The sequence below is a fragment of the Dorea longicatena genome (genome assembly GCF_024168045.1).
Lineage (GTDB): Bacteria > Bacillota > Clostridia > Lachnospirales > Lachnospiraceae > Dorea_A.
Window position 1 is genome coordinate 1,650,086 of record NZ_CP100126.1, and the last position, 16,605, is coordinate 1,666,690.

The window sequence follows — 16,605 nt, forward strand, 5'->3', positions numbered from 1 at the left end:
TCCTAATTTGCCACTGCATCAAATTCACTTTCTTCACTTCCGTCTACCTCAACCACCACTTTATTCGGCAGACAGATAATGCTCTCATGATTCTTTGAAGCTGCTTTCTGATGTACACACAACTGATCCGGACAGTCTGCATCTGTCATCTTCGCTTTTCCGTTCTTTATCGTAAGTATATTCGTACCGCCATTGATCCTAATCTTCTGATTCTTTGCGAGCGGATAGGTTCCTGTCACCTTACCATCCACCTTCACAGTCACGGTATCAGCTCCATCCCCGCCGGCAAATTCATGTACACCGAAAGCTGCACCGGCAATCAAAAGAACTGTCAATATAAGAACCGCATCTTTTTTTTTCCAATTCATACGTTCTCTCCTTGTCCACTAACGGTACTATTCTATCACAAGAAATTGTCCCATTCAACCAAAAAGAAAATATGTTTGGTTTGCATCTGTTTTTTTTCATGTTATACTACAAGTTATGTAAATACATGATAGAAAATCATCAACTACGAGGTTATTAGTATTATGAAATGTAAAAAAAATAATATCATAAAAAAACTCAGTGCGGTTCTCACTGCCTCTGCTCTTCTCTTGACCGGATGCTCCGGCGCAAAAAGCAGTACACAGACCGATCAGGATCTTACTTATACCGATATGCTCTTTGACACTGTCATCAAAATCCAGATCCTTGATCCTGCAGATGAAAGTATTCTGGATGGTCTGAAGAAACTTTGCGAAAAATATGACACAATGTTCTCCACCACCAATACAGACAGTGAACTTTATAAATTAAACCACGCAAACGGTCAGCCCTTCACTGTCTCTTCCGAAACGGCCAATCTTATTCAGGAGGGTATCCATTACAGCGAACTTTCCGGCGGTGCCTTTGATCTCACCATTGAACCGGTATCGGCTCTCTGGGATTTCAAGGCAGATAAACCAACGGTTCCATCTTCCGATGCCATTGCCCAGGCCGTAAGCCACGTTGATTACACAAAGGTCGACATTCAGGATAACACCGTTACACTGGAAGATCCCGAAGCCGGCATCGATCTGGGAGCCATCGCCAAAGGATACATTGCCGACCAGGTGAAAACATATCTCAAAAAGCAAGGGATAAAACATGCGATCATCAATCTTGGAGGAAATGTTGATGTCATCGGCACCAAACCCGACGGAAGCAAATACAACATCGGAATCCAGAAACCTTTCGATGAATCCGGTGAAGCTATCACCTCTGTACAGTTAAAAGACCAGACAGTTGTAACTTCCGGAATCTATGAACGGTATTTTAAGAAAAACGGAAAACTATATCATCACATCCTGGACCCACGGACCGGATATCCGTGCGAGAACAATCTTTACAGTGTATCGATCATCACAGACTCTTCTACAAAAGCAGATGCACTCAGCACAACCTGCTTTCTACTGGGATACGAGAAAGGAATGGAACTGATCCAGAGTATGGATGGAGTGAAGGCGATATTTATTACGGATGATGAGAAGGTGCATAAAATTGGGATTTAATTCAGGAAGGCTGTGAATACCCGAACCGGAATAAAGCTTGGAAAGGCGTTCCTGCTCAGGTTCCATCGGCGGGTCAATTCTAAAGGGGTAAAATTCTGCTAAAAGCAGGCTTTCAAAATTTGAAACTCGGCATACGCCTCAAACAGTCAAATTTTGAAAACCTAACGCAGAATTTTACCCCTTAAGAATTACCAACGCCTCTTTCACATTCACTGGAACGCCTTTCCAAGTTTTATTCCGTGTGTATCAAATGCCTTACGAATGAAATGACAAATGCGTAACCGTTGTGGCAGCGGAAGGTTACAGTAATCAGCTGTCATTAGTGGATTTTCAAGGCTTTTGACAAGATTGTGTACCGTAGTGGACTACACCAGGTTATAGTTTCGGATATTTCATTTCTTAACATCCGCAGCCAGTCACGACTTGAAGAAAACAGTATAAAGTGGTTCTGGTGAATGTGGAATGCTCTTAGGAAAAGTTAGAGAGTCAGAATCTCCGTTAAAGGAACGAAGCGAACGTGTTTGAGGCGGACGCCGAGTTTGAGCGTAGTTCCTTTGCTTTTAGGAGATTCTGGCTCTCTTAGTTTTTCTTAGAGCATGGAACCTGAACCAGAACCACTTTATACTGTTTTCTTCAAGGATCGAGAGGCCAACTACGTTAATAAATTAAATCCCAAACAAATTTAATAGCCCACCACCCGGCTAAATGCAACCACGCCGAACAACATAAACAACACCAGATAAATCCCCAGTAATACTGCGAATATGATCAGCTGTGCTCTGCAGAAGTTTCTCCGGTTAATATTACCGTTACTTTCGAATGCCCATACGAAATACATGACTATTCCAACACACGGGATCAGTAATACGATCAATGTCAGTATCCAGTCTTTTAAGTCCATTGGAGAGTTGTCTGACTGCTCATTTCTGTTCCGGCTGTACTGCTGGCTGTAGTCGTATTGATTGTCCTGATATACGAATTTATTATCCTGTGAATCTGCTGATTCACTTTTTCCCGACTCTGGCTCTGGTTCCGCCTTCTCTTCCGGCTCTCCTGCCGGTTTTTCTGTTGATTCACCGTAACTGTAGACCTCGTCAGCGGTTACCTGCTTATTTTCTTCATCCATCTGTCATTCTCCTTTGCCTTACTTATTTTTGCGTCTATCTTATCATTTCAGGGCTCCGAACGCAACATCCATAAGCAGTCGAAGCAGATTATAGTGGTAATAACTCATTGGCGGCTGGTCCGGAAAATACCGATACATACGCCACACGTAGTAAATCACCATAAGAACCACACACACGACACAGCCTGTCTTAAACCATTTTCCAATCGGCTTCTTACAGATATAGCGCTTCCATGCAAATATCACCACACCTGCTGCAAATGCATAGATAAACGGGTGCATCTTCCATGCTCCTTTGAAGTCCAGCTGTAAAAGCCGGATTCCTGCTCTTGTAAGTCCGCATGCCGGACAGGGAAATCCCGTGATCCAGACCATAGGGCAGATACCCGGCAGAAATTGACTTCCAAATACAAAATAGGCGATTATAAATATAACCGCCCATTTTGCCTTCTTTATATCATTTTTTAATAATACAAATCCGTCTTTCAATATCTTTTTCATCCTGTTATGAGATAACTTTCTTCGGACATTTTACTGCACAGGCACCACAGTCTTTACATTTCTCGTAGTCGATGTGCGCAATGTTATTTTCCACTGTAACAGCTTCAAACTTACATGCTTTCTCACACATCTTACATCCGATACATCCGGCTGTACATGCCTGCATAACTGCTTTACCTTTGTCCTGTGAATTACATTTTACCAGATGTTTCTGATCATATGGCACGATCTCGATCAGGTGTTTTGGACATACAGCTACACATTTTCCACATGCTTTACATGCTTCTTTATCTACAACTGCCACACCGTTTACAATGTGAATCGCATCGAACGGACATGCCTGAACACAGCTTCCGTCTCCAAGACATCCATAAGAACAGGCTTTCGGTCCGCCGTCCTGCATCATGTTGACCATAGTACAGTCGCTCAGTCCATGATATTCATATTCCTGTTTTGCTTTCTCACAGTCTCCGCCACATTTTACAAATGCAACTTCGTGTACCTGTGCACCTGCAGCAACGCCCATGATCTCTCCGACTTTTGCTGCTACCGGAGCGCCTCCGACCGGACATCCGCCGACTTCAGCTTCTCCTTTTACGATTGCTGCTGCAAGTCCGGAACATCCGGCATAACCACAGCCACCGCAGTTATTTCCAGGAAGAACGCCCAGGATGGCTTCTTCTCTTTCATCTACCTCTACCGCAAATTTCTTACCGGCAACGCCGAGGAATACACCAATGAATAATCCGGTGCCTCCTACGATAACTGCCGCAAGAATAATACCTGTAACACTCATTGTCTGCCTCCTCCTAAATTAATCCTGAGAATCCACAGAACGCGATCGCCATCAGACAAGCTGTGATCAGTACGATCGGAGTTCCCTGGAAGGACTCTGAAATATCATTGTATTCCATCTTCTCACGGATACCGGCCATGATCACGATCGCGATCAGGAATCCGACAGATGTACCAATACCATTGACAACACCTTCTAAGATAGAATATTCTTTCTGAACATTTGTAAGTGCCACACCAAGAACCGCACAGTTTGTTGTGATCAGTGGAAGATACACACCAAGTGCTTTATACAATGATGGCATACTCTTTTTCAGGAACATTTCTACAAACTGTACCAAAGCTGCGATAAACAGAATAAATACGATTGTCTGCAGATATTCAAATCCCAGCGGAACCAGGATGAATTTATAGATCAGTCCCGTAAAGAATGATGATAATGTGATAACGAATACAACTGCTCCACCCATACCGGTTGCAGTCTCAACCTTCTTCGAAACACCAAGGAACGGACAGATTCCAAGGAACTGGCTGAGTACAACGTTATTTACGATAGCTGAACCAATTGCAATAATCAATAACTCTTTCATACTATGTACTCCTCCTACTCTTCATTCCCTGTCGGGAATACTTTGCTTCCGCATCCGCCGCATGATGCACAGTCTGTGCCGCATCCCTGTGGCTCGGCAATCTTCTTGCCTTTCTGTGCTGCGTGTCTCTTCAGTCTGTTCATACCTGCAACCAGGAATGCAAGAACAAGGAATGCTCCTGCCGGCAGGATGAAGATTGTTACCGGTACATATCCGCCTTTTCCTGCTGCTGCGTCTGCAAGTGGAAGAATCTGAACACCGAAGATTGCTCCGGTTCCGATAAACTCACGCACGATCGCGATACAGGTCAGACCAAATGTGAATCCAAGTCCCATACCAATACCATCAAAGATAGATGGAAGTACCGGGTTCTTGGATGCGTAACTTTCTGCACGTCCAAGGATAATACAGTTAACAACGATCAGCGGGATGTAAAGTCCAAGTGAATCATACAGACTTGGAACGAATCCCTCTAAAAGGAACTGTACAATTGTTACGAAAGATGCTACGACTACGATGAATGCCGGCATTCTGACTGAATCCGGAATCACCTTACGTAACATAGAGATCAACATATTCGACAGTACAAGTACGACTGTTGTGGACAGTCCCATACCTAAACCGTTAATAGCGGATGTTGTTACCGCCAGGGTCGGACACATTCCTAACATCAGAACGAAGGTAGGATTTTCTTTGATCAGACCGTTATATACTCTTTCAGTACATTTATTCATGACTAACTACCTCCTGTTTATTTAAATGCATTCTGATAATATCCGAGTGCTGCATTGACAGCTCCTGTTACTGCTCTTGAAGTAATGGTTGCACCACTTAAGGCATCGATCTGTTCTCCGTCTCCACCGTCTTTGGAAACCACGAATTTATCAGCCTGTTTATTCACATACTGGTTATAGAATGAAGGCTCTGTAGCTTTCATACCAAGACCTGCTGTCTCGCTGATAGAAAGAATAGATACACCGTTGATCGTACCGTCTTTCTTAATACCAACTGTAATCTGGATATTGCCGCCGAATCCGTCTTTGTCTGTTGTTGTGATGACATATCCTGCATCACCTGCTGTACAGACTTCGTCGATCGTTGCATTGACACCCATATCTTTTACAGCTTTGTCTGCAGCCTTCTGATCTACATCTTCTGCTTTGAAATCATCCAGTTTTACATCTGAAAATACTGCCTGCCATGCTTCTTTTTTGGCTGTCTCCTGTGCCTGTGCGATCGGAGTCTTGGTAATTTCATATACCGCACCAAGAAGGAATCCTGCAATTACAGTAATCAGTGTAAGGATCAGTGTATTCTTAACAATCTTATTCATTATTTTTCTCCTCCTTTACCAAATGGTTTTGGAAGAGTAACTCTCTCGATCAATGGCACCAGAAGGTTACTGATGATGATCGCATAAGAAACTCCTTCTGCGGAACCGCCAAACAGACGGAACAGACCTGTTAACACACCAAGGATGATACCGTATACAAACTGTCCTTTCGGTGTGATCGGAGATGTTACATAATCGGTTGCCATGAACCATGCACCAAGCATCAGTCCGCCTCCGCAGAGATGTGCTGTGATGTACTGTGGATCAAAGAATCCGACATCCGGATTTGCAATATGTCCGAAGATTCCGACAAAGATCACAAATGTAACAATGTATGTTCCAGGAATTCTGAGATCAATTACTCCCATAAGAATCAGGAAGATTGCTCCGATCACGATTGCGATCACGGATGTCTCACCGATTGTTCCAGGAATTCTACCGATCAGCATATCCATCGTATTCACTGTATTACCTGCTTTTAACTGTGCAAGTGGTGTAGCCCCTGTCACACCGTCATATACAAAGCTTGTCATCTGGCTTGTAAATGAAAGCAGAAGGAAGCATCTTGCGCCGAGAGCCGGGTTCATAAAGTTCTGTCCCAGACCTCCGAATAACTGTTTTACGATCAGAATAGCAAATACACTACCGATTGCTCCCATCCACCACGGAGCTGTAGGAGGCATATTCAGTCCGAGTAACAGTCCTGTTACTGCTGCACTCCAGTCATTGATCGTAATCTTCTTGTGCATTAATTTTTCGTATATGTATTCCGTCAATACTGCTACAACCGTTGTTGTAACCAGCATTCCGAATGCCGGCAGTCCAAAGTTCCATACACCAAATGCAGATGCCGGCAAAAGTGCGATGGCCACCAGCATCATAATATTACTGGTAGTCGCTTTGGAACGAATATGTGGTGAAGATGACATTTTCAAATTGTTCTCACTCACTTTTGTTCACCTCTTCTTCTTTCTTGTTTTATTTTTTCTTTCTACGGTTCGCTAAAGCAATCTTTCTCATAGATCCGATTGCCTGTTTCAGCGGCCGTTTTGCCGGACATACGAAACTGCACGAACCACATTCCATACATTCGAGTCCTTCATGTTTTGTAAACTTCTCTTCGTCATGATGTTCTGCATAATCCGCCAGTCTCGATGGAATCAGGCGGCTTGGACAGGCTTCTACACAGCGTCCGCAGTTGATACATGCAGACGGCTCCATCTTAGCCACTTCATCTTTGGTAAATCCAAGAATTGATGAAGATGTCTTTGTTACAGGTACATCTAATGAGAACATGGAGAATCCCATCATCGGACCACCGGAGATGAGTTTCTCAGGCTCTGTCTTAAATCCTCCTGCTGCTTCTACCAGTTCCTGCTGATTAATACCAAACGGAACTCTGAAGTTACCTGGTTCTGCAACCGCATCACCACTGACTGTCACTACACGCTCCATAGAAGGCTTTCCTTCTACCACTGCCTGGTAAACACTTACCATTGTAGCCACGTTATCCACAACGCATCCTGCATCTGCCGGAAGCATTGCAGAATTGATCGCACGTCCTGTTGTTGCATAGATAAGCTGACGCTCACCACCCTGAGGATACTTGGTCTTCAGAGCCATCACCTCGATACGTGGTTCATCTTTCGTCAGTTCTTTTAATTTTTCGATACAATCCGGTTTGTTGTCCTCTACGCCAAAGATTCCCTTTGCGTTGTCGAACAGACGGAGAATGATCTTCATTCCTCCGACCAGCTTTTCCGGAGTCTCGATCATTGTTCTGTAGTCAGCGGTGATATATGGCTCACACTCTGCACAGTTTGCAATGATATAATCAATCTTTTCCGGTTCCTTCGGTGAAAGCTTTACTCTGGTAGGGAAACCTGCACCCCCCATACCTACAACTCCCGCTGTTCCAATCGCATTCAGAATGTCTTCTTTGCTCATATCCTCTAACGGAGTCACTTCCGGATATTCCACTTCTTTGTACTCGCCATCATTCTCGATCACGATACTGTTCACTCTTCCGCCTGTCGGGTTCAGATGCGGTGCAATAGCCTTTACTGTTCCGGATACAGATGCATAGATCGGAGCAGACACAAATCCTCCTGCTTCTGCTATCATCTGGCCTTTTAAAACATGATCGCCAACAGCTACCACAGGATTTGCCGGAGCACCGATATGCTGTGATACAGGATACACCAGATCGCCCTTAGGTTTTACTTCGACAATTGCCTTATCTTTAGCCAGGCTCTTGCCGTCATCCGGGTGGATTCCACCCTTAAATGTTAACAATGCCATCCTTTTTTCCTTCCTTCCTATTTACTCTTTATATAATATACAGGAAAAATAGACAATTTTCTATAGAAAGTGACTAATTCCATTGTATATTTTCATGAACATCTTGTCGCATTTTTAACAAATGCATATACGCACAGAAAACCTGCCATAGGCAGGTTTCCCAAGATAGTACATCATTGAGCCTTTTTACTTATCCCAGCTCATTATTATCTTTAGCTTCAGAAAGGATAGAGGAAATCACCTCTATCCTTGTATATCTGTCACAATATTATTCAGCGTCTGTCTCTTCAGAAGCTTCTTCCGGCTGCTCTAATGCTTTCATACTCAGGCTGATCTTCTTCTCAGCTTCGTTCAGGTCTACGACCTGAGCTGTGATCTCCTGTCCTACTGAAAGTACGTCTGACGGTTTGTCAACATGAGCTCTTGAAATCTGTGAAACATGAAGTAATGCATCTACTCCAGGAGCTAATTCAACGAATGCTCCGAAGTCTGTCATTCTTGCAACTTTTCCTGTGATCACTGTTCCTACTGCATAATCCTCTGCTGCATTTGCCCATGGATTTGTCTCCGGGAATTTCAGGCTGAGTGCAATCTTTGTATCATGGATATCTTTGATCATCACTTCCACTTTATCTCCTACCTGGAATACTTTCTTAGGATTCTCAACACGTCCCCAAGACATTTCGGAGATATGAAGAAGGCCATCTACTCCTCCAAGATCGATGAATGCTCCGAAATCTGTAACGTTCTTTACAGTTCCTTCCATTCTGTCTCCTACACTGATCTTTGCAAACAGTTCTTTCTGTTTTTCAGCACGTTCAGCAACAAGAAGCTGTCTTCTGTCACCGATCACGCGGTTTCTTCTAGGATTGAACTCGCTGATCACGAACTCGATCTCCTGTCCCTGATATTTGCTCAGGTCTTTTTCATATGTGTCAGAAACAAGGCTTGCAGGAATGAATACTCTTGCTTCGTCAACTACTACGCTTAATCCACCGCCAAGAATCTGAGTTACAGGAGCTTTTAATACTTCATGATTCTCGAATGCTTCTTTTAATCTTTCATTTCCTTTTTCTGCTGCAAGTCTCTTGTATGTCAGCAGAACCTGTCCTTCTCCGTCATTTACCTTCAGGACTTTTGCGCTCATCTGATCACCAACAGATACAACTGTTGTAAGATCAACATTTGCCTCGTTAGTATATTCGTTTCTTGTAATGATACCGTCTGCTTTGTAGCCTATATTCAAGATGATTTCATCAGGTTTAACGTCGATGACTGTACCATCTACAACCTCTCCATTTCTTATTGTCTTAAAAGACTCTTCTAACATTTGTTCAAAAGTTAATTCTGACATTATTTTGAACCTCCTCAATTATTTTATTGGGCGTGGATGCCCCTGCTGTAATACCTACTGATTCCACGGACCTTAATTGATTAATATCCAAATCGTCAAGTGTCTGTATATAGTACGTATTCAAACATTCCTCTTTGCAGATTTCAAATAGCTTCTGAGTATTCGAACTACGTTTATCACCTATCACAACCATAGCATCTACTCTCGCTGCAATTTGACGGGCTTCAGTCTGCCTTTCTTTCGTCGCATTGCAAATCGTATTTAAAACAACTATATCATACCTCTTTTTCGAAATAATTTCAACTAATTCTTTGAATTTATTGTAGTTAAATGTCGTCTGGGCCACGATACATACTTTCTGATCTTTATCCGGCAATTCAAATCGTTCTGCATCTTCCTGTGTCTGCACCACCGTCACCTGTTCTCCTGCCCAGCCGCGGATTCCCTGCACCTCCGGATGCTCACCGTTTCCGACAATCACAATGTATGACCCCTCTGCGCTTTTTTCTGCAACGATCTTATGAATCTTCTTCACGAAAGGACACGTTGCATCCACACAGGTGATTCCACGTTCTTCCATGATATCGTAGATATATTTCGCCACACCATGGGACCGTATCACTACCACATCCGCATCTGCCGTTTTCAGTTCTTCTTCATCATTCAGGACTTCTACACCGTGGCTCCTCAGATCCTTGATTACTTCTTCATTATGGATGATCGGTCCGTAGGTAAATATCTTCTCTCCCCGATATTGTTCTATCTGTTGGTATACGGTATCTACCGCACGCTTCACTCCGAAACAGAATCCTGCTGTCTTTGCAAGTTCGACATTCATATCATGCAATTCCTTTCTCTGCCTACATTATCTATCTACACAGATCTACGATCGTTTTCACCACTTCGGCGATCGTCATGTCCGAGCTGTCTACAAGAACCGCATCCTCCGCCTGCTTCAGCGGTGCGATCTCACGCGTCATATCTCTGCGGTCACGCTCTTCAATGTCATGTGCGATCTCTTCCAGATTACAGTCTTCCCCTTTTTCCTGCAGTTCCTGGTAACGTCTCTTAGCTCGCGTCTCAACGCTTGCCGTCAGATATACTTTCACATCCGCATGCGGAAGAACACAGGTTCCGATGTCTCTTCCGTCCATGATCACATTCTGTGTCTTTGCAAGATTCTGCTGCAATTCCAGCAGTTTCTTACGCACTTCCGGAATTGCGGAGGTTACAGATGCCATATTTCCCACCTCTTCATTTCTCAGACGTGATGAAATATCTTTTCCGTTCAGGTATACATGCTGTACAGCATCTTCATATGCGATCGTCACTTCCGCATCCTTGCATGCTTCGATCACTTTCTCTGTCTCTTGCGGCTGGATCCCTTTATCCAGAAAATGAATCGCAAGACCTCTGTACATGGCTCCTGTATCTACGTAAATGTATCCTTTTTCCTTTGCTACAAGCTTCGCAATCGTGCTTTTTCCGGCACCTGCCGGTCCGTCTATCGCCACATTATATCCCATGGTATCTCTCCTCTGTTTTTATTTTCTATTTTATTCATCTGCGCTTTCTATTCCGGTTCCCGCCGCATACGCTGTAGACCAGGCGATTTGAAGATTAAATCCACCCGTCACTGCATCCAGATCCAGAACCTCTCCGGCAAAATGCAATCCTTTCACAAGTCTTGATTCCATCGTTCCCGGATCGACTTCTTTGATCTTGATTCCACCTTTTGTGATGATCGCTTCATTGTAATCTCTCAGACCTGTAAGCGTACACTCAAGATTCTTGATCAGTCTGACGAATCCCAGACGTTCTTCTTTTGTGATCACATTGACTTTCTTTTCCGGATCGATCCCGCTCAATTCGATCATAACCGGAATCAGTTTTGACGGGAACAGCTTGTGTACCGCATTCTTAAACTGACGGTTCTGATTCTCCTCAAATTCACGGAGCACCCTGTGATCCAGCTGCTCCTCTGAAAGCGCCGGTTTCAGATCGATCTTAAGCGTCAGTTCTTTTGCTTTCAGTTTCTTTCCGACATAACTGCTCGCACTTAAGATCAGCGGTCCGCTCACACCATAATGCGTAAATAACATTTCTCCGAAATCGTCGTACAGCTTTTTCTTTCCGTCACAGATCGTCACATTAACATTCCGAAGAGAAAGCCCCTGCAGTTCAGACACCCAGTCCTCTTTGCATTCCATCGGTACCAGCGCCGGCATACATTCCGTCACGGTATGACCGAGGCTTTCTGCAAAGCGGAAGCCATCACCGGTGGATCCGGTTGACTGATAAGATAATCCGCCCGTTGCCACGATACATGCATCTGCACAAACCTGCGTCTGGTCTCCCAGTATTACTTTTTCAAAATGTCCGCCTTTTTCCACTATTTTTTTTACTGCCGTGCGCAGATGCACTTCCACGCCCAGACGGTCCATCTCCCGTTCCAGACCACGGATGACATCCGAAGAACGATCCGACACCGGAAATACACGGTCTCCACGTTCAATCTTCACCGGCACATTGATCCGCCCAAAGAAATCGATCACCTGCTGATTCGTGTATCCGTAAAAACTGCTGTATAAGAACTTTGCATTTGTTCTGACTGCCTCAAATAATCCTTCCATATCGCAGGCATTGGTTATATTGCATCTTCCTTTTCCTGTAATATACAATTTTTTTCCAAGCTTTTCATTCTTCTCATATACTACAACCTGATGTCCGCATTCGGCTGCTGCGATAGAAGCGAACATTCCTGCCGCTCCTCCTCCAACGATAACTACTTTACTCATCTTCCATTATCCTTCTCTGGTTTTCCTTTTTCATTTCCGGAAAGTTCAACTCGATCCCCCACCATATTCAGTTCATCCTTACTGTACACCTGATATTCATCCCATATCTGTTCCAGTGTCTCAAGCGTTGTAATAACCTCTTTCTGCTTCTTCATACAGAGCGCTACGACCAGTGCATTGATCACACTCAAAGGTGCCACCAGTGAATCTACAATGGATGCCATATCGCTTCTTGCGATCAGGTTGCAGGAAGAATACAACGTCATCGGAGAATGTACACTGTCTGTCAGTGTGATCACCGTAGCTTTCCGATTGCTTGCAAATTCCAGTGCTTTCAAAGTACGCATGGAATATCTCGGAAAACTGATCCCTATCACCACATCATCTTCACTGACACGGATCAGTTGTTCAAAAATCTCGCTGGAACTATTCGTATTGACAGCCGTTACATTCTCGCAGATCAGATTCAGATAAAAGCTTAAGAAGCTTGCAAGCGGCGAGCAGCTTCTGATTCCGATCACATAGATCCGTTTTGCTTTTAAGATCGTATCTACCGCCATTTCAAATGCCTCATGGTCAATTGCTTCCATCGTAAGCTTGATCTTCTCAATATCCGAATGCAAAACCGAAGCAAGGATCTCCCCCTGGCTGATCCGCCCATACGTCACTTCCATACGCTGGATGGAATTCAGCTTCATCCGCACCAGTTCTCCCAGAGCCTTCTGGAACTCCGGATATCCGTCATATCCAAGGGCAGTTGCAAATCTCACAACTGTCGATTCACTGACACCAACCTCTTCCCCCATCTTCGCAGCCGTCAAAAAAGCCGCTTTATCATAATCCTCACGGATAAAATCCGCCAGTTTTTTCTGTCCTTTGCTGAATTTCTGATATCTTTCATCAATCATCTTCAGCAGTTCATTTTTTACGCTCATGCGATGTACCTCTTTTTCAAACAATGGTTTTATTATATAGCTTTGTGGGGGAATAGTCAATCGGATGTCGGTGTCAGGGTGTGTGGGGACGGGAGATGTGGAGGTTTGGGTGGATGGGCGCTTATGGACGGGAAGAAGATGTAACAAAGAAAGCTTGGGTAAAACCAGGCACCGAATACATTCGGCGAGAAATCTGATGATTTCTCACCTCAGGTATTCTTTCGCTCTGTGCCTGTAGCACAGAGCGAATCCTTATTTTGCCCAAACTTTCTTTTAACATCTTCTACTCCCGCCAACGGATGCCCATCCACCCAAACCTCCACATCTCCCTCAGCCATACACTCCGACAACCGGAAGTGAATTTACTGTTACCACCAAGCTATTGGGGCTCCGCCGGAAAACGTTTTTCATCTCGCTTTTTCCACTACTTCCTGAAAAGCCACACTCCCCGCTATCCTCGTATATTTTCACGAACAGTCAAGTGTAGAAGTTCCTGGTTCAATGCATTCGCAGGGTGCTTTGCAAGGAGTTGGTGAAAAAAAGACGATAAAATAAGATTTGGGATGTGCTACAAGCACATCCCAAAAGAATACCTGAGGCGGAAAATCATCAGGATTTTCCGTCCGAATGTATTCGGTTCTTATCTTATCGTCTTTTTTTCGCTTACGCCTTGCAAGCACCCGAAGTCGCATTGGACCAGGCACTTCTACACTTGACGTCCCCGAAAACCTATACAGGATAACTTCCGTTTTCCGTATCCGCTACTGTCGCATCCACCTTTGTCTGCTGTGCTTCTCTATACTTGAAGAAGTCTACAGCAACCTGTGGGAATAGTGCGTAAGACAGTACATCTTCATCCTGCTGGATCCACTGTTCGCATTCTTTGCGGAGTGTATCTAATTCGTCCGGAATCAGGTCTGCAGGACGGCATGTGATGATCTCAGGATCGTCTCCAAGTACTTTCTTGATCACGTCTGGATTCATCGGTTTTACTGTCTGTCCGTATTTTCCACTTAAGAGGTCTTTTGTCTCTTTTGTAGCAACTTTGTAACGTTCTCCCATCAGTACGTTAAATACAGCCTGTGTACCAACGATCTGTGAGGAAGGTGTTACAAGTGGTGGTTCTCCAAGGTCTTTACGTACTCTTGGCACTTCTTCAAGTACATCGTAGAACTTGTCTTCAGCACCCTGCTCTTTTAACTGAGATGTCAGGTTAGAAAGCATTCCGCCTGGTACCTGATACAGAAGAGTCTTGATGTTAACACCAAGGTTCTTTGGATTAAGGAGTCCACTGTCAAGAGCCTCGTCACGGATCGGACGGAAGTAGTCAGCGATCTCTGCCAGAAGTTTCTGGTCTAATCCTGTATCATAAGGTGTTCCCTTGAATGTCTCAACCATAACTTCTGTTGCAGGCTGAGATGTTCCAAGTGCGAATGGTGAGATTGCGGTATCAATGACATCTACACCGGCCTCTACTGCTTTCATGTAAGTCATAGAAGCAACACCTGATGTGTAGTGTGTATGAAGCTGGATTGGAAGATCTACAGCTTCTTTCATTGCTCCGATCAGCTCTGTTGCCTTATACGGTGTCAGAAGACCAGCCATATCTTTGATACAGATAGAGTTTGCACCCATCTCTTCAATCTTCTTGGCAATGTCTACCCAGTAATCCAGTGTATAAGCATCACCTAAAGTGTAAGATAATGCGATCTGAGCTTCTACTTTTTCTTTGTTTGCAGCCTTAACTGCTGTCTTCAGGTTACGAAGATCATTTAAGCAGTCAAAGATACGGATGATGTCGATTCCGTTGGCAGCAGATTTCTGTACGAAATATTCTACCACATCATCTGCATATGGACGATATCCTAAGATGTTCTGTCCACGGAACAACATCTGAAGTTTTGTATTCTTGAATCCATCACGGAATTTACGAAGTCTTTCCCATGGATCTTCTTTTAAGAAACGAAGAGATGCATCGAATGTAGCTCCACCCCAGCACTCTACGGAATGATACCCAACCTTGTCCATTTTATCAACGATCGGGAGCATCTGCTCTGTTGTCATACGAGTTGCGATCAGAGACTGATGCGCATCACGCAGGATCGTTTCTGTAATCTCTACAGGTTTTTTTACTATATCTGCCATTTTCTTTCCTCCTAATTATATATCGCTTAAATTCCTACGCCAAAGATTGCCATGAATGTTCCGGCAGCTACGGCTGTACCAATAACACCCGCAACGTTTGGTCCCATAGCATGCATCAGAAGGAAGTTTGTCGGGTCTGCTTCAGCTCCGACCTTCTGTGATACTCTGGCTGCCATTGGAACTGCAGATACACCGGCAGAACCAATCAGTGGATTAACCTTACCATGTGTTGCAACACACATCAGTTTACCGAACAGTACACCTGCGGCTGTACCGAATGCGAATGCGATCAAACCAAGAATTACGATCTTGATCGTATCCATATTAAGGAATGCCTCAGCACTTGTTGTTGCTCCTACGGATGTTCCAAGCAGGATAACTACGATGTACATCATTGCATTGGAAGCTGTCTCTGTTAACTGTCTTACAACTCCAGACTCACGGAACAGGTTACCAAGCATTAACATACCAACCAGTGGTGCTGTTGTAGGAAGAATTACACACACAACGATCGTAACGATGATTGGGAATAAGATCTTCTCAAGCCTGGAAACAGGTCTTAACTGTTCCATCTTAATCTTACGTTCTTTTTCTGTTGTCAGAAGCTTCATGATCGGTGGCTGGATAATCGGTACCAGTGACATATAAGAATATGCTGCTACTGCGATTGGTCCAAGTAAAGCTGTCTGCTGTAACTTACCTGCAAGGAAGATAGAGGTAGGTCCATCAGCTCCACCAATGATTGAGATCGCTGCTGCCGCTTTGTCAGAGAATCCCATAGCCATCGCTCCAAGGTATGCTGCAAAGATACCGAACTGAGCAGAGGCACCAAGAAGGAAGCTCTTAGGGTTAGCGATCAGTGGTCCGAAGTCTGTCATCGCTCCTACACCCATGAAGATCAGGGAAGGGAGGATTGACCACTCATCCAGTTTATAGAAGTAGTAAAGCAGTCCGCCTGTTCCATTTGCCGCATCTTCCGCATGAAGCATGATGTCCGGATAAATGTTAACCAGTAACATACCGAATGCGATTGGAACAAGAAGCAGAGGCTCGAATCCGTGTCTGATTGCAAGATAAAGGAAAACACATGCAACCGCGATCATGACTACATTGCCCCATGTAAGACTGAAAAACGCCGTCTGATGCACGAGGTTTCCTAATGTTGTCGTTATATATTCCATTTTTTAACCTCCAG

17 protein-coding genes are annotated in these 16,605 nt (G+C 44.2%); 1 reads left to right on the forward strand and 16 read right to left on the reverse strand.

Going from position 1 to position 16,605, the window contains the following annotated elements:
• Nucleotides 1-2: 2 nt before the first annotated feature.
• Nucleotides 3-368: a NusG domain II-containing protein gene (locus NKF87_RS07795; RefSeq protein WP_118225684.1), complete on the reverse strand. Its 366-nt coding sequence runs from the start codon at nt 366-368 to the stop codon at nt 3-5.
• 162 nt (nt 369-530) lie between these two features.
• Here NKF87_RS07795 and NKF87_RS07800 point away from each other — a divergent pair, with 162 nt between their 5' ends.
• Complete coding sequence (locus NKF87_RS07800; protein ID WP_253583381.1) at nt 531-1,532, forward strand: FAD:protein FMN transferase; 1,002 nt, start codon at nt 531-533, stop codon at nt 1,530-1,532.
• 682 nt (nt 1,533-2,214) lie between these two features.
• Here NKF87_RS07800 and NKF87_RS07805 read toward each other — a convergent pair.
• The 15 genes from NKF87_RS07805 to NKF87_RS07875 all read right to left on the reverse strand — a co-directional run bounded on the left by NKF87_RS07805 (nt 2,215) and on the right by NKF87_RS07875 (nt 16,591).
• The gene (locus tag NKF87_RS07805) at nt 2,215-2,658 is read right to left on the reverse strand and encodes a hypothetical protein (protein ID WP_242998833.1); all 444 of its coding nucleotides are present in this window, start codon (nt 2,656-2,658) and stop codon (nt 2,215-2,217) included.
• Between the two features lie 42 nt (nt 2,659-2,700).
• The gene (locus NKF87_RS07810; protein ID WP_253583382.1) at nt 2,701-3,147 is read right to left on the reverse strand and encodes a DUF2752 domain-containing protein; all 447 of its coding nucleotides are present in this window, start codon (nt 3,145-3,147) and stop codon (nt 2,701-2,703) included.
• 16 nt (nt 3,148-3,163) lie between these two features.
• Nucleotides 3,164-3,955: an RnfABCDGE type electron transport complex subunit B gene (locus NKF87_RS07815; RefSeq protein ID WP_006427345.1), complete on the reverse strand. Its 792-nt coding sequence runs from the start codon at nt 3,953-3,955 to the stop codon at nt 3,164-3,166.
• Nucleotides 3,956-3,968: 13 nt separating this feature from the next.
• Nucleotides 3,969-4,544 (reverse strand): electron transport complex protein RnfA, encoded by a 576-nt coding sequence (locus NKF87_RS07820; protein WP_117597385.1) that lies wholly within the window; start codon nt 4,542-4,544, stop codon nt 3,969-3,971.
• A 14-nt stretch (nt 4,545-4,558) separates the two neighbouring features.
• Nucleotides 4,559-5,278 (reverse strand): electron transport complex subunit RsxE, encoded by a 720-nt coding sequence (gene rsxE / locus NKF87_RS07825; RefSeq protein WP_028085840.1) that lies wholly within the window; start codon nt 5,276-5,278, stop codon nt 4,559-4,561.
• Nucleotides 5,279-5,295: 17 nt separating this feature from the next.
• Nucleotides 5,296-5,877 carry an RnfABCDGE type electron transport complex subunit G gene (locus tag NKF87_RS07830; RefSeq protein WP_118377975.1) on the reverse strand — a complete coding sequence of 194 codons (582 nt, stop codon included), beginning with the start codon at nt 5,875-5,877 and terminating at the stop codon, nt 5,296-5,298.
• Nucleotides 5,877-6,806, reverse strand: coding sequence for an RnfABCDGE type electron transport complex subunit D (locus NKF87_RS07835; RefSeq protein WP_055180443.1), 930 nt, complete (start codon nt 6,804-6,806; stop codon nt 5,877-5,879). The genes NKF87_RS07830 and NKF87_RS07835 overlap by 1 nt, the downstream gene beginning before the upstream one ends.
• Before the next feature lie 49 nt (nt 6,807-6,855).
• Entirely contained in the window at nt 6,856-8,178 is a 1,323-nt protein-coding gene (rsxC, locus tag NKF87_RS07840; RefSeq protein ID WP_118224343.1) for an electron transport complex subunit RsxC, read from the reverse strand.
• Between the two features lie 268 nt (nt 8,179-8,446).
• Nucleotides 8,447-9,532 carry a 30S ribosomal protein S1 gene (gene rpsA, locus NKF87_RS07845; protein ID WP_117597383.1) on the reverse strand — a complete coding sequence of 362 codons (1,086 nt, stop codon included), beginning with the start codon at nt 9,530-9,532 and terminating at the stop codon, nt 8,447-8,449.
• Nucleotides 9,513-10,370: a 4-hydroxy-3-methylbut-2-enyl diphosphate reductase gene (gene ispH, locus NKF87_RS07850; RefSeq protein WP_118309988.1), complete on the reverse strand. Its 858-nt coding sequence runs from the start codon at nt 10,368-10,370 to the stop codon at nt 9,513-9,515. The genes rpsA and ispH overlap by 20 nt, the downstream gene beginning before the upstream one ends.
• 31 nt (nt 10,371-10,401) lie before the next feature.
• Nucleotides 10,402-11,058, reverse strand: coding sequence for a (d)CMP kinase (gene cmk / locus NKF87_RS07855; RefSeq protein WP_028085846.1), 657 nt, complete (start codon nt 11,056-11,058; stop codon nt 10,402-10,404).
• Between the two features lie 30 nt (nt 11,059-11,088).
• Entirely contained in the window at nt 11,089-12,330 is a 1,242-nt protein-coding gene (locus tag NKF87_RS07860; protein WP_253583383.1) for an NAD(P)/FAD-dependent oxidoreductase, read from the reverse strand.
• Nucleotides 12,327-13,265: a MurR/RpiR family transcriptional regulator gene (locus NKF87_RS07865; RefSeq protein ID WP_028085848.1), complete on the reverse strand. Its 939-nt coding sequence runs from the start codon at nt 13,263-13,265 to the stop codon at nt 12,327-12,329. The genes NKF87_RS07860 and NKF87_RS07865 overlap by 4 nt, the downstream gene beginning before the upstream one ends.
• A 729-nt stretch (nt 13,266-13,994) precedes the next feature.
• On the reverse strand, nt 13,995-15,410 hold the full coding sequence (locus NKF87_RS07870; RefSeq protein WP_117597378.1) for an oxaloacetate decarboxylase subunit alpha: 1,416 nt from the start codon (nt 15,408-15,410) through the stop codon (nt 13,995-13,997).
• Nucleotides 15,411-15,436: 26 nt separating this feature from the next.
• Nucleotides 15,437-16,591, reverse strand: a complete 1,155-nt coding sequence (locus NKF87_RS07875) for a sodium ion-translocating decarboxylase subunit beta (protein ID WP_006427331.1) — start codon at nt 16,589-16,591, stop codon at nt 15,437-15,439.
• Between the last annotated feature and the right edge of the window lie 14 nt (nt 16,592-16,605).